The organism is Micromonospora sp. WMMD961 (assembly GCF_029626145.1).
In the GTDB taxonomy this organism is placed as follows: domain Bacteria; phylum Actinomycetota; class Actinomycetes; order Mycobacteriales; family Micromonosporaceae; genus Micromonospora.
Genome location: NZ_JARUBJ010000002.1, coordinates 6,346,917 through 6,360,113, shown reverse-complemented (window position 1 = coordinate 6,360,113; position 13,197 = coordinate 6,346,917). Strand labels below are relative to the sequence as shown.

At 72.6% G+C, this 13,197-nt stretch carries 12 protein-coding genes; 9 read left to right on the top strand and 3 right to left on the bottom strand.

All coding sequences use genetic code 11. From position 1 onward, the window contains the following. Window positions 1-5: 5 nt before the first annotated feature. Entirely contained in the window at window positions 6-2,150 is a 2,145-nt protein-coding gene (locus O7614_RS29000) for a prolyl oligopeptidase family serine peptidase (protein WP_278141566.1), read from the bottom strand. An 86-nt stretch (window positions 2,151-2,236) separates the two neighbouring features. On the opposite strand from O7614_RS29000, the gene mshB reads away from it, so the two are divergent. The 3 genes from mshB to O7614_RS28985 all read left to right on the top strand — a co-directional run bounded on the left by mshB (window position 2,237) and on the right by O7614_RS28985 (window position 4,162). Continuing rightward, window positions 2,237-3,163 (top strand): N-acetyl-1-D-myo-inositol-2-amino-2-deoxy-alpha-D-glucopyranoside deacetylase, encoded by a 927-nt coding sequence (gene mshB / locus O7614_RS28995; protein WP_278141565.1) that lies wholly within the window; start codon window positions 2,237-2,239, stop codon window positions 3,161-3,163. Between the two features lie 17 nt (window positions 3,164-3,180). After that, window positions 3,181-3,615: a hypothetical protein gene (locus O7614_RS28990; protein WP_278142422.1), complete on the top strand. Its 435-nt coding sequence runs from the start codon at window positions 3,181-3,183 to the stop codon at window positions 3,613-3,615. Between the two features lie 82 nt (window positions 3,616-3,697). Then, a complete protein-coding gene (locus O7614_RS28985) occupies window positions 3,698-4,162 on the top strand; it encodes a hypothetical protein (protein WP_278141564.1) in 465 nt (154 codons plus the stop codon). A 119-nt stretch (window positions 4,163-4,281) separates the two neighbouring features. Here O7614_RS28985 and O7614_RS28980 read toward each other — a convergent pair whose 3' ends face one another. Next, the gene (locus tag O7614_RS28980) at window positions 4,282-5,298 is read right to left on the bottom strand and encodes a GNAT family N-acetyltransferase (RefSeq protein ID WP_278141563.1); all 1,017 of its coding nucleotides are present in this window, start codon (window positions 5,296-5,298) and stop codon (window positions 4,282-4,284) included. 79 nt (window positions 5,299-5,377) lie between these two features. Between O7614_RS28980 and fdxA the strand changes: the two genes are divergently transcribed. From fdxA to O7614_RS28955, 5 genes are read left to right on the top strand one after another with little or no spacing between them, the layout of a single operon-like run. Further along, window positions 5,378-5,704 carry a ferredoxin gene (gene fdxA / locus O7614_RS28975; protein WP_091422126.1) on the top strand — a complete coding sequence of 109 codons (327 nt, stop codon included), beginning with the start codon at window positions 5,378-5,380 and terminating at the stop codon, window positions 5,702-5,704. Beyond that, window positions 5,701-6,807, top strand: a complete 1,107-nt coding sequence (gene dapC, locus O7614_RS28970; RefSeq protein WP_278142421.1) for a succinyldiaminopimelate transaminase — start codon at window positions 5,701-5,703, stop codon at window positions 6,805-6,807. The genes fdxA and dapC overlap by 4 nt, the downstream gene beginning before the upstream one ends. 17 nt (window positions 6,808-6,824) lie before the next feature. After that, a complete protein-coding gene (locus tag O7614_RS28965) occupies window positions 6,825-7,853 on the top strand; it encodes a prephenate dehydrogenase/arogenate dehydrogenase family protein (protein WP_278141562.1) in 1,029 nt (342 codons plus the stop codon). 9 nt (window positions 7,854-7,862) lie between these two features. After that, complete coding sequence (locus O7614_RS28960) at window positions 7,863-8,510, top strand: SIMPL domain-containing protein (RefSeq protein ID WP_278141561.1); 648 nt, start codon at window positions 7,863-7,865, stop codon at window positions 8,508-8,510. Further along, a complete protein-coding gene (locus tag O7614_RS28955) occupies window positions 8,510-9,157 on the top strand; it encodes a nucleoside/nucleotide kinase family protein (RefSeq protein WP_278141560.1) in 648 nt (215 codons plus the stop codon). Before O7614_RS28960 ends, O7614_RS28955 begins: the two co-directional genes overlap by 1 nt. Before the next feature lie 24 nt (window positions 9,158-9,181). Here O7614_RS28955 and O7614_RS28950 read toward each other — a convergent pair whose 3' ends face one another. Next, window positions 9,182-9,739, bottom strand: a complete 558-nt coding sequence (locus tag O7614_RS28950) for a sugar O-acetyltransferase (protein WP_278141559.1) — start codon at window positions 9,737-9,739, stop codon at window positions 9,182-9,184. A 161-nt stretch (window positions 9,740-9,900) separates the two neighbouring features. Here O7614_RS28950 and O7614_RS28945 point away from each other — a divergent pair, with 161 nt between their 5' ends. Further along, window positions 9,901-13,197, top strand: coding sequence for a S8 family serine peptidase (locus tag O7614_RS28945; protein ID WP_278141558.1), 3,297 nt, complete (start codon window positions 9,901-9,903; stop codon window positions 13,195-13,197).

Below are 13,197 nucleotides of genomic sequence, written 5' to 3'. Positions count from 1 at the left end.
GCCGCTTACCGCAGATGAGTCCGCAGGAAGTCCAGCTCCAGGGGGAGCAGCCGCTCGGCGGTGCCGTTCGCCGCCATGTGCGTGGCCCCGGTCAACGGCAGCACGGCGTGCGGGCGACCGGTGCTCAGCAGGGCCGCCGACAGCCGGAGCGTGTGCGCGGCCACCACGTTGTCGTCGGCCATCCCGTGCACCAGCAGCAACGGGCGGGCCTGGTCCGGGCCGGTGACCGGCTCGGCGGCCAACTCGACGAGCGAATGGTGCGCGTAGATGTCCTGGCCGTCTTCCGGCAACCCCAGATAACGCTCGGTGTACGCGGTGTCGTACAGCGCCCAGTCGGTCACCGGCGCACCCGCGATCCCGCACCGGAACAGCTCCGGGTGGCGCAGCACCGCCAACCCGGCCAGCCACCCACCGAACGACCAACCGCGTACCCCCACCCGGCCCAGGTCCAGGTCCGGGTGCTTGCCGGCGAGCGCGGTCAGCGCGTCGATCTGGTCGGTGAGGATCACGTCGGCCACCCGGCGGTGGATCGCCTTCTCGAACGACGGGGCCACTCCCGGCGTACCCCGGTTGTCGATGGTGACCACCGCGAACCCGGCGTCGGCCCACCACTGCCGTTCCAACCACGCGGCCCGCGCCGCCACGACCTCCTGGTGTCCCGGCCCGCCGTAGATGTCCAGCAGCACCGGCAACCGTCGACCCGTCACGTGGTTGTCCGGGTAGAGCACCGCCGCCGGCAGCCGTCGATCGGTCACCCGTTCCAGCAGCGGCAGCGGAGAATACGGCGGGTTGGCGGCGAACGACCGCAGTTCGGCCAGCTCCTGCTGGCCGCGACGCACCGTCCAGCGCATTCCGGCGTGGTCCAGTGACGCGACACCGACCGCCAGCACGTCCCCGCCCACCGAGGCGGTGTACCAGCCGGAGTCGGTGGTGAGTCGACGCGCGTCCACCCCGCCGCCGATGGTGGTGCGGACCCGGAACAGGTGCCGTTCGCTCGGCTCGCCGTCGCTCGCCTCGACCAGCAGATCGGCCGGACCGCTGGCGGCCGGAATCCGACCCACCACCCGCCGGACGTACAGCGACGGTGGGGTGAGCAGGGTGCCGTCGGCGAACAGGCAACGGGCGTCGTACCCGTCGTGGGCCAGCTCTCCGCCGACCAGCACCCGGCCGTCCGGCAGGTGGGCCGGGGTGCCGGCGATCGGTTCGACCCAGCGCGGGTCGGCCAGCTCGGCGTGCACCTGCGTCTCGCCGGTGCGGGGGTCCACCGCCAACACCAGCCCGTGCTGCTGCGACCGGCGCAGCACGGTGATCAACGGGCTGCCCTCACCCCAGCTGACCCCGGTCAGGTACGGGTACGTCTCCCGGTCCCAGTGCACGTCGACCCAGCCGTCGTCCAGGTCGAGCAGGTGCAGGCTGACCTCCGCGTTCGGCCCACCGGCCCGGGGGTACGCGACGGCGGTCGGCGGGCTGGCCGGTTGGGCCGGGTCGTGCAGGTGCCAGCGTTCCAGGCGGGACTCGTCGACCCGGGCGGCGAGCACCATCCGGCCGTCCGGAGCCCACCAGTAGCCCCGGTACCTGCCGAACTCCTCAGCCGCGATGTGTTCCGCCAAACCCCAGCTCACCCCGGCGTCCTCGCCGGCCAGCAGGCTGTCGGTGCCGTCCGCCTCGATCACCCGCAGCTCGCCCCGGCGCACACCCTCGGCCGCGTCGGTCACGTACGCCAGCCGCTGCCCGGTCGGGTCCGGACGCGGGTCCAGTACCGGGCCGACGGCGGTCACCTCCACCACGTCGCCGTGCACCAGATCGGCCCGGAACAACCGTCCGGCCAGCGCGAACACCGCAACCCGACCGGCGGCGTCCAGCGCGTACGAGCCGATGCCGGCGGCGTTGAGCCGCAGCCGTTCCCGCAGCGCGCGTTCACCGGGGGAGAGGGACCTGACGTCCCCGTCCTCACCGAGCAGGGTTGCCGGATCGGCGACCAGGCGCTCCTCGGCGGTGGCCACGTCCAGCAGCCAGAGCGCGTCCGCCGGGTCCTCCGGGCCGGCGGAGCGCAGGAAGATCACCCGGGAGCCGTCCTCGGCCACGGAGACAGCGCGCGGCGCGCCGTGGCTGAACCGGCGGGTGCGGGCGGCCAGCTCCGGAAAGTCCACAGGCCAAATCGTAGAGCCGGACCGGAGGTGATGTGGCCGACCTGGGCGGACGCGTCTGCGTCGGCTGGGAGGAACCGCCGGTTAGAGTGACCGTCGTGACGATGCTGCCCGACCGCCGCCTGCTGCTGGTCCACGCGCACCCCGACGACGAGTCGATCGGCACCGGCTCGACGATGGCTCACTACGCCGCGAACGGCGCGCACGTCACGCTGGTGACCTGCACCCTCGGCGAGGAGGGCGAGGTGCACGTGCCCGCGCTGGCCCAGCTCGCCGCCGCCGAGGCCGACCAGCTCGGCGGGTACCGGATCGCCGAGCTGGCCGCCGCGTGCGCCGCCCTCGGCGTCGACGACCACCGCTTCCTCGGCGGTGCCGGCCGCTACCGCGACTCGGGGATGATGGGGCTCGCGACCAACGAGCACCCCCGCGCGTTCTGGCAGGCCGACCTCGACGAGGCCGCCGGGCACCTGGTCGAGATCATGCGGGAGGTACGCCCGCAGGTGCTGGTCACGTACGACCCGAACGGCTTCTACGGCCACCCCGACCACATCCAGGCGCACCGGGTGGCGATGCGCGCCGTCGAGTTGGCCGCCGCCGAGGGCTGCGCCCCACTCAAGGTCTACTGGACGGCGATGCCGCTGAGCGTGTTGGAGGCCGGGATGGCGCAGTTCGCGGAATCCGCGGACAACCCGTTCGGCGGCATCGAGGACATCGCTGACCTGCCCTTCGGCACCCCGGACGCCGAGATCGCCGCCCGGGTCGACGGCACCGACCAGCACACCGCCAAGGAAGCCGCGATGCGGGCGCACGCCACCCAGATCCCGGCCAACTCCTGGCTCTACTCGATCGCCGGCAACTTCGGCGGCGAGTTCATGGGTGTCGAGTACTTCACCCTCGCCGTCGGCGAGAAGGGCCCGGGCGCCGGGCCGTACGGCTGGGAGGACGACCTCTTCGCCGGGCTGCCCGAGGAGACCGCCCCGGGCCGGTCTCCGGTCGCGGCGGCCGGTCTCCGGTGACCTCGCCCGCCGCGCCGATGACGGTCGTGGACGACCAGGCCGCCCCGCCCCCGGCGGGGCCGCCGCCGAGGGTGCTCGACCTCGGTCTGCGGGTGGCCGGCGCGATCGTCGTGGTGGTCGCCGGGGTGGTGACCGGGGTGCTGGAGCTGCTGCTCGCCACGGTCCGCGTCGGCGGATACCTGGTCGGCGTCTCGGCGCTCCTCGCCGTCGGCGCCAACATCGTGCTGAGCTGGTTCGCGTACGAGGCGGTCGGCCGCAGGTGGGCGGTGGCGTTGCCGGCGGTGCCGTGGTTCGCGCTGATGGCGGTGGCCGCCGTCCGGACCAGCGAGGGCGACCTGCTGCTCGCCGGTGACAACTGGGTGGGCCTGGCCATGATCGTGGCCGGCGCGATGACCTTCGCGGTGATGGGCTTCCGGCAGATCCTCGCCCCGACCCCCAACCTCGGCGGCTGATGACGTCACCCAGGTAGGAGTGGTAGATATTCCTGCCAGAGATGGGGGCCCCGCGACGGGGCGTACGGCGGGAGGTCCGGCGATGGACAAACGGTGGCGTGACATCGGGGTGCTCGTTGCGGCGCTGTTCGCGGTGAACGTGGTCGCCCGGCTGATCATCCGGCTCGGTTTCGAGGGTGACGACACCGCCGCCGACCGGGTGTCGTTGGCGATGTTCGCGGTGATCGGGTTGATCCTGGCAGTGGTCGCCTTCCGCTGGGGCCGTCGTCGGCCGCTGGCGGACTGGGCGGCCGACATGGCCCTCGTGGTGCCGGTGGCGATGGTGTTGACCGTGTTGGTCGGGCCTCTGCTCATCGGCCACAACCCGTTCGCGGGCGGCGCGCCGACGTTCTTCGCCCAGATCTGGCTCTACCTGCTCGCCACCGTCGCCGGGTTGCTGGTCGGTTATCTGGTGCTCACCGCGCTCGGGCGTGACTACCGATCGCAGCAGCTCAAGCGGTACGCCGAGGTCAAGGCCGCCAAGCCCCGCCGAGTAGTCCGCCGCTGACCCACCCACCCGTCCTGCCGCCAGCGGCGATCGTGGAGATCTTGGAAGGAACCTGCCCCCGGAGGGGCGTTTTCCCTCCAAGATCTCGACGGGGCGGGGCGACGGGGGCGGGGCGGGGGTCAGGGCGGGGCGAGGCGGGTCAGGTACGTGTGGTGGGTGGTGAAGCCGAGCCGCTGGTAGAGCGTGACCGCCGCCGTGTTGTGCTGCTCGACCTGAAGGAACGCGTGTGTCGCGCCGGCGGAGACGCCCCAGGCGGTCAGCTCGTGGATCACCTGGCGGGCCAGCCCCTGCCGGCGGGCCACCGGGACCACCTCGATCAGGCTGAGGCCCAACCAGCGCCCCTGGCCGGTCACCGTGCCCCGGCCGACGGCCACCAGCGTGCCGTCGACGTACACGTGGGCGAAGCGGACCTGGTCCACTGCGGTGAGCACGTGCCGGGCGGCGTCCGGCAGGCCGCCCTTGCGTCCCGCGGCGATGGCCAACCATTGCTCACCTGGCGCGGTGCGCAGCTCGACGACCGCGCCGGGCGGCGCTTCCGCCGCATCCGGTGTGTCGGTGACCTCGAGATCTTCCCCCTCCCCGGGTCGTCGGGCAGGTCGACCGTCGGACGGCAGCGGGAGTGGTGCGGTCTGCACCAGTGTCGGCGGGCGTGCGGTCCAGCCGCGGGCGTCCAGTTCGGTGCCGACCGGCGCGGCGAGCGGCAGCGGCGTGTTGATCATGGCGGGTTGGCCCCGCTCGGCGTACCAGCGCTCGACCGCGTCCACCGCGGCCGGCAGCGGGCGGTCCGGGTCGCCGATCGGCAGCGCCGAGTTGGCCCGCCCGGTCCAACCGTCCGCCGACCGGAGCAGCCAGTCACCGAGCCGGTCCCGCGTCGGCGCCGGCCAGGCCTCGTCGGCGGCCCGCTCCAGCGCCACCACCGCCGCCGCGGTCGGCCGACGCGTCGGTGGCACCCGCTTGGCGCGGTGGACCTGCGCCACCGGAACCCGTAGTGGCCCCTTCGCCGTGGCCAGGGTGAGATGAGTCTCGCTCAGCTCCACCAGCTCGCCGAGGGCATCGGAAAAGAGTGGGCGGCCCTCGCGAATCCCCACAATCCGGCGGACCACGATCCGGTGTCCCACATCCTGCTGTCGGAGCACGATCGACCCCCTCCCCGGCGAGATACTAGGCTCTTACCGTCGCGGGAGATCGCGACGTGTCTTGCGGAGGAGAAGACCGGTGACCTACATCATCGCCGAGCCGTGCGTGGATGTGCTCGACAAGGCATGCATCGAGGAGTGCCCGGTCGACTGCATTTACGAGGGCAACCGGATGCTCTACATCCACCCCGACGAGTGCGTCGACTGTGGTGCCTGTGAGCCCGTCTGCCCCGTGGAGGCGATCTTCTACGAGGACGACGTCCCGGAGCAGTGGAAGGACTACACCGGCGCCAACTACGAGTTCTTCGAGGAGTTGGGCTCGCCCGGTGGCGCCTCGAAGATCGGCAAGGTGGAGAAGGACGCCACCTTCGTCGCCGCGCAGCCGCCGCGCGGCGAGGGCCACTGAACCGGCCCGCGCCGGTCTCGTCGCGGCTGCCCGAGTTCACCTGGGACACCCTGGATGCCGCGGCCACCCTGGCCGCGGCGCATCCGGAGGGTCTGATCAACCTCTCCATGGGTACGCCGGTCGACCCGGTGCCCGAGGTGATCCGCCGAGCCTTGGCTGACGCGTCCGACGCTCCCGGCTACCCGCTGACCGCTGGCACCCCGGCATTGCGGGCCGCCATCGCGGCGTGGGTGTCCCGGGCCTGCGGCGCAGGGGTCGACGGTCTCGGAGTGCTGCCGACGATCGGCTCGAAGGAGTTGGTCGCTTGGCTGCCCACCCTGCTCGGCATCGGTCCGGGTGACGTGGTGGTGGTGCCGTCGATCGCGTACCCCACGTACGAGGACGGTGCCCGGTTGGCCGGCGCCACCGTCGTCCGTACCGACTCGCTCACCTCGGTCGGGCCGACCTCGCGGGTCCGGTTGGTCTGGGTCAACTCGCCCGGCAACCCGACCGGCCGGGTGCTGCCCGCAGCGCACCTGAAGAAGGTCGTCGACTGGGCCCGGGAACGCGGCGCGGTGGTCGCCAGCGACGAGTGCTACCTGCCGCTGGGCTGGTCGGCCGACCCGGTCTCCGTGCTGTCTCCGCAGGTCAGCGGCGGCAGTTACGCCGGGGTGCTCGCCCTGCACTCGCTGTCCAAGCGGTCCAACCTGGCCGGCTACCGGGCCGGGTTCGTCGCCGGTGACCCGGTGCTCGTCGCCGAGCTGCTCAAGGTGCGCAAGCACGCGGGCATGATCGTGCCCGCGCCCGTGCAGGCGGCGATGGTGGCCGCGCTGGACGACGAGCGACACGCCGAGGAGCAGCGGGAGCGCTACCGGGCCCGGCGTGAGGTGCTCCGGGCCGCGTTCACCGGTGCCGGGTTCACCGTCGAGCACTCCGAGGCGGGTCTCTACCTGTGGCTCACCAGAGGTGAGGACTGCTGGGAGACCGTCGACTGGCTGGCCCGTCGGGGCATCCTGGTCGCCGCCGGAGTCTTCTACGGCCCCACCGCCGGGCAGTACGTCCGGGTCGCGCTGACCGAGTCCGACGAGCACGTCGCGGCGGTCGCCGGCCGGCTGCGGGCCTGACCCCCGGGCGTCCGGCGATGACCGACGGCACGACCGGGCGGTACGCGGGGGTGCGCGCGGCCGTGATCGGCACCGGCCTGATCGGCGGCTCCGTGCTGCTGCGCCTGGCCGAGGCCGGCCTGGACGTCGCCGGATGGGATCCGGACCCGGTGACCCGTGAGCGGGCCCAGCAGCGGGGAGTGGTTGCCCCGGCCACGATCGAGCAGGCCGTGGCCGGTCGGGACGTGGTCTTCCTCTGCGGTCCGCTGCCCACTCTTGCGCACACCCTGGCCCGGGTGGCCGAGCTGACCGCGCCCGGCTGCGTGCTCACCGACGTGGGCAGCACCAAGGTCGAGGTGGCCGAGGCGGCCGATCGACTGGGGCTCACCGACCGGTTCGTTCCCGGGCACCCGATGGCCGGCGCGGAGTCCGCCGGCCTGACCGCCGCCTCGCCGACCCTGCTGACCGGCGCCGCCTGGGTGCTCTGCCCGACGCCGGGCACCGCGACGGACGCCTTCCGCTGGCTGACCGGGCTGCTGGTGGAGCTGTTCGCCGCTCGTGTCGTGCCGATGTCGGCGCCGACACACGACTCGGCGGCAGCGCTCGCCTCGCACGTGCCGCACCTGCTGGCCGGCGCGTTGGCCGGGGCGACGCAGCGGGCACCGCTGCGCGACGCGGTGCTGACGTTGGCCGCGGGCAGTTTCTCCGACGGCACCCGCGTCGCCGGCACACCGGCCGAGCGGACCGCGAACATGCTGCTCGGCAACCGCGACCGGGTGCTGCACGAGCTGGCCGAGGTCCGCGCCTTCCTGGACGGGCTGGCTGCCGCCCTGCGGTCCGACGACGCCGCTGCGCTCGTCGCCCGGTACGCGGAGGCCAGGGCTGCCCGGTCCGCGTTGTCAGGCCGGCGGTTCACCGGTCAGACCCGGGAGTTCGCGGTCGGCGGCGACCGGGACGCCGAGGTGGCCTGGCTGCGCGGGCTGGGGGACGTCGGCGGGCATCTGACCGGGTGTCAGGTCGACTCCGGGGCGGTCTCCTACACCGCGTGGCTGCCGGTGGCTGACTAGTCTGAGGGTATGGCGACGGACAGTCCGGTGGTGCAGGTGCGTGGCGAGGCGTACCGGGAAGTGCCGCCCGAGCTGGCCCGGTTCGCGGTCACCGCGACAGCGCGCGACCGGGACCGGGAGGCGACGCTGACCCGGCTGGCCGAGCGGGCCGCCGCCGTCCGGGTGCTGCTCGACGGTTCCGGGCCCACGGTGGCTCGGCGGGAGACCGGCGACCTGCGGGTGCGGCCGGAGACCCGACGTTCGGGTGAGCGGGTGGTCGCCTGGCACGGCAGCGTGACCACCACCGTCACCGTCACCGACTTCACCGCCCTCGGCGAGCTGATGCTCCGGTTGGCCGACCAGGACCAGGTCGAGGTGGCCGGGCCCTGGTGGGAGCTCCGCCCGGACAGCCCCGCGCACCGCGAGGCCCGACACGCCGCGATCGGCGACGCGCTGCTGCGGGCCCGGGAGTACGCGGAGGCGCTCGGCGCCCGGGTCACCGCACTGATCGAGTTGGCCGATGCCGGCCCGGCGGACCGACCGATGTTCGCTCGTGCGGCGTTCGCCGGGGGTGGCGCGGGTGGTGGTGCGCCGGAGCTTGAGCTGGATCCGCAGCCGCAGACCGTGCAGGCGGCGGTGCAGGCGCGGTTCACGATCAGCGCCCCGGTCCTCGACTGATGCCGCCGGCCCAGGTGCTGTCCGTCGACGAGCTGGTGGAACGGGCACTGGTGCTGGCCGAGGCCGGGCCGCGGCAACTGCTCGGCATCGCCGGTGCGCCGGGCGCCGGGAAGTCCACGCTGGCCGAGTTGATCGTCGCGAAGGTCGGGCCGACCGCCCGGCTGGTGCCGATGGACGGTTTCCACCTGGCGCAGTCGCAGCTGGTCCGCCTGGGCCGCGCCGAACGCAAGGGCGCGGCGGACACCTTCGACGCCAACGGTTACGTCTCGATGCTGCGCCGGTTGCACCGCCTGGAACCGACCTCGGTCTACGCGCCGGAGTTCCGGCGGGAGCTGGAGGAGCCGGTGGCGGGGGCGATCGAGGTGCAGCCGTCGGTACGACTGGTGGTGACCGAGGGCAACTATCTGCTGTTGCCGGACGACCCGTGGCGGGAGATCCTGCCGCTGCTGCACGAGTCGTGGTTCCTGGACCTGGACGCGGAGATCCGCCACCGGCGGCTGACCGCACGGCACGAGGCGTTCGGGCGGTCGCCGGAGCAGGCCCGTGAGTGGGCGCTGGGCAGTGACGAGGCCAATGCGGCTCTGATCACCCCCACCGCCGAGCGGGCCGACCTGGTGGTCCGCCTCCCCGAGCCGCCGGCGGCCTGACCGGCCCGTCGGGGGCGACGAGCATCAGTCCAACTCTCGGACCGCCCGGGCGGGGTTGCCGACGGCGACCACGTTGGCCGGCAGGTCCCGGGTGACCACCGCGCCGGCACCGACCACGGTGTTCGCACCGATCGTCACGCCGGCGAGCACGATGGCACCGCCGCCGAGCCACACGTTGTCCCCGATGGTGATCGGCTTGGCGGCCTCCCACTTGTCGCGACGCGGGCCGGGCTCCACCGGATGTGTGGGGGTCAGGAGCTGGACGTTCGGTCCGATCTGGACGTCCGCACCGATGATGATCGGCGCGACGTCGAGGAAGACGGCGTGGTAGTTGACGAAGCTGCGCGGTCCGATCCGGATCTGCCAGCCGTAGTCGCAGTAGAACGGTGGGCGGACCCACGTGCCCTCGCCCAGGTCGCCGAGGAGGTCGCGGAGCGCTTCGAGGCGTGCCTGTGGGTCGGTTGCGGCACTGGTGTTGAAGCGTTCCATCAGCAGGGCGGCGTGGTCCAGGTCGGCGATGATCTCGGGATCGTCAGCGAGGTACGGCTCGCCGGCGAGCATTCGGTCCTTCATGGAGCTCATCCGGTCGATGATGCCTGCCAACCCTCTCGTGGGTTGGCAGGTCCGTCATATTTTCGACCCCTTTTATGCATACCGGGTATGTAATACTGGCTTCGGTCTATGGAACCCGTCATCGGTATCGACGCTCCACCGAGGAGGATCCGTTGCATCGACGCAGAAAAATGACCACAGCCCTCACCGCGGTAGCAGCCCTCGTCCTGGGCACTCCAGCGCTCGCCGTGGCCAGCCCACCCACCAGCACCGCACCCGACGTCACCCCGCGTGCCGCGGCCGGCGTCTCCACCACGAAGACCGTCACCCTGCTCACCGGTGACCAGGTCACCGTCACCGCGTCCGGGTCGGCCGCCGTCCGGCCCGGCCCGGGCCGGGCTCACCTGCGCTTCGTCACCACCCGTGACCGCGGTCAGGTCACCGTACTGCCGCAGGACGCCGTGCCGCTGGTCCGGTCCGGTCGGGTCGACCGCCGACTGTTCGACGTGACCGGGCTGATCGCCGCCGGTTACGACGACGCCCGGCGGGACAACCTTCCGGTGCTCGTCGCCGGCGGCGCGGGCGCTCGGCAGCGGGCCGTCGCTCCCACCGGGCTGAGCGTGACCGCGCACCTGCCCGCGATCGGCGGGGTCGCTGCCACGGCGGACAAGAAGCAGGTCGCCACGGTCTGGGCAGCGCTCACCGGCGCGAGCGCCCGGGTCGGCACGGCGGGGGGTGCCGACCGGATCTGGCTCGACGGACGCCGACACGTCACGCTGGACCACAGCGTGCCGCAGATCGGCGCGCCGGCCGCCCACCAGGCAGGCTTCACCGGTCAGGGGGTACGCGTCGCGGTGCTGGACACCGGCATCGACGCCGACCACCCCGACCTGGCGGGCCGGGTCGCCGAGTCGCACAACTTCACCGAGGCCACCGATGCCGGTGACACCGTCGGCCACGGCACCCACGTCGCCTCGATCATCGCCGGCAGCGGCGCCGCCTCGGGCGGCAAGTACCGGGGCGTCGCGCCGGACGCCACGCTGCTCAACGGCAAGGTCTGCGAGGACCTCGGCTGCACGGACTCGGCGATCCTTGCCGGCATGCAGTGGGCCGCCGTCGACCAGAACGCCGACGTGATCAACATGAGTCTGGGCGGCACCGACACGCCCGACGTCGACCCGCTGGAGGCGGCCGTCGAGTCGTTGACCGCGCAGACCGGCGCGCTCTTCGTGATCTCCTCCGGCAACGACGGAACCGACGGCTCGGTCAGCTCGCCGAGCACGGCAGAGGCCGCGCTGTCGGTGGGCGCGGTGGACCGCGACGACGCGCTGGCCGACTTCTCCAGCCGTGGTCCTCGGGTGGGCGACGGTGGGCTCAAGCCGGACATCACCGCGCCGGGGGTGGAGATCGTGGCCGCCCGCGGGGACGGCACCCTGCTCGGCGACCCGGTGGGAGACAAGTACGTCAGCATCTCCGGCACCTCGATGGCCGCGCCGCACGTGAGCGGCGCGGTGGCGCTGCTCGCCCAGCAACACAGCGGCTGGGCGGCGGCCCAGCTCAAGGCGACCCTGATGGCGTCGGCGAAGCCGCACCCGGAGCAGACCTCCTTCCAGCAGGGTGCCGGCCGGGTCGACGTGGCCCGGGCGATCACCCAGCGGGTGGTCAGCGACCCGGTCAGCGTCGCCTTCGGGCAGCCGGCGTGGCCACACGACGACGACACCCCGATCACCCGGGAGGTCGACTGGCGTAACGACGGGCCGGACCCGATCACCCTGGACCTCAGCCTCGAGGTGACCGGGCCGGACGGCCAGCCGGCACCGGCCGGCCTGTTCACCCTGGCGGCAGCCCAGGTCACGGTGCCGGCCGGCGGCACCGCCGGCACCACTGTCACCGCGGACACCCGGCTCGGCACCGACGGCTACTGGACCGGACGGATCGTGGCCCGCTCCGGGGAGACCGTCGCGGTCACGCCGGTGGCGGTCCACCGGGAGGCGGAGAGTTACCAGGTCACGGTGCGCCACCTGGATTCCACGGGAGCACCCGCGACCGACCACATCACCACGTTGATCGACCTGGACACCTTCAGGTCCTACGACCTGTACGACCCGGACGGCACCGTCGACGTCCGGTTGCCCAAGGGCCGCTACGGGCTCGTCAGCATTCTCTTCTTCGAGGACGGAGCCACCCAGTTCGCCCAACCGGAGCTGGTCGTGGACGCCGACACCGCGCTGACAGTCGACAACCGGAAGGCCCGGCCGGTGCGTACGGCAGTCCCGGAGCCCTCGGCTGTGCCGGCGCTCGTGGACATCGGGGCGCTGTTCCTGGAGGGCGACGACGCCTTCGGGTTCGGCCTGCTCTCGTTCGACTTCACCGGGTTGGCCACCGGGCACCTCGGCCGGGCGGTGTCCGGTAAGCGGTTCGTCTCGACGATCAGCAGTCAGTGGGCGACAGCGGAGCTGGACAACAGCCCCTACCTGTACGCGCTCGCCGAGACGATTCCCGGCCGGATGCCGACCGGCTTCGACAAGACCTACCGGAGCAGGGACCTGGCGAGGGTCACGCAGCGGTTCCGGGGCGGCTATCCGGGCCTGGTCGCCGAGCGGGTGGTGTTCCCACATCTCGAACCCGACCTGGGTGGCTGGGCGGTCGGCCTGCCCACCACAGTGCCGGGGCAGCGGGTCGAGCACTACAACACCAACGGAGTGCGGTGGTCCTCGGAACTGATGTTCGGGGTCGTCACCGAGGAGGGATGGCTCGACCTGAAGGTGGATCTGACCTCCGACACGCGGGCGTACCGGCCCGGGCGGCACACCCGGGAGAGCTGGAACAGCGCGCCGTACGGGCCGTCCTTCCCGACGCCGCGCTGGCCCGGTCAGAGCGTCAGTCGACTCGGTGACGAGATCCAGGTGGGAGTCCCTCTGCACAGCGACGCCGAGGGGCACGCGGGATTCTCGTTCGCCGACGAAGGCCGGACCGCCCTCTACCGCGACGGCAAGCTGGTGGGTGAGTCGACGGAGTCGGGATTCGCACAGTTCACGGTGCCGCCCGGCAACGCCCGCTATCGGTTGGAGGTGTCGGCGAAGCGGAGTTTCACCGACCTGAGCACCGAGGTCAGCACCGCGTGGACGTTCCGTTCCCGGCACGTCGGCGGGGACGAATACCGTCAACTGCCGGTGTCGGCCATCCGGTTCACGCCGCCGCTGAGCGTGGACAACGCGGCTCCTGCCGGCCGGAGTCTGGTCATCCCGGTGCAGGTGCAGCGCCAGCCCGGTGCTGCCGGGTCGTGGGTGACCAAGCTGACAGTGGACGTCTCCTACGACGGCGGCAAGACCTGGCAGGCCGCCAAGGTGCGTAACGGTGGGCGCGGGTGGACGGCCACCGTCCGGCATCCCGCCGGGCCCGGTTACGCGTCCCTGCGGGCCACCGCCAAGGACGCCGCCGGCAACACGGTGACCGAACGGATCATCCAGGCGTACCGGTTGCGCTGA

Excerpts from the sequence above, each read along its gene's own strand:
- O7614_RS28990 (WP_278142422.1), top strand. The coding sequence starts at position 3,181 with ATGACGGTCGTGGACGACCAGGCCGCCCCGCCCCCGGCGGGGCCGCCG.
- O7614_RS28985 (WP_278141564.1), top strand. The coding sequence starts at position 3,698 with ATGGACAAACGGTGGCGTGACATCGGGGTGCTCGTTGCGGCGCTGTTC.
- O7614_RS28965 (WP_278141562.1), top strand. The coding sequence starts at position 6,825 with ATGACCGACGGCACGACCGGGCGGTACGCGGGGGTGCGCGCGGCCGTG.
- O7614_RS28960 (WP_278141561.1), top strand. The coding sequence starts at position 7,863 with ATGGCGACGGACAGTCCGGTGGTGCAGGTGCGTGGCGAGGCGTACCGG.
- O7614_RS28955 (WP_278141560.1), top strand. The coding sequence starts at position 8,510 with ATGCCGCCGGCCCAGGTGCTGTCCGTCGACGAGCTGGTGGAACGGGCA.
- O7614_RS28950 (WP_278141559.1), bottom strand. The coding sequence starts at position 9,739 with ATGAGCTCCATGAAGGACCGAATGCTCGCCGGCGAGCCGTACCTCGCT.
- O7614_RS28945 (WP_278141558.1), top strand. The coding sequence starts at position 9,901 with ATGACCACAGCCCTCACCGCGGTAGCAGCCCTCGTCCTGGGCACTCCA.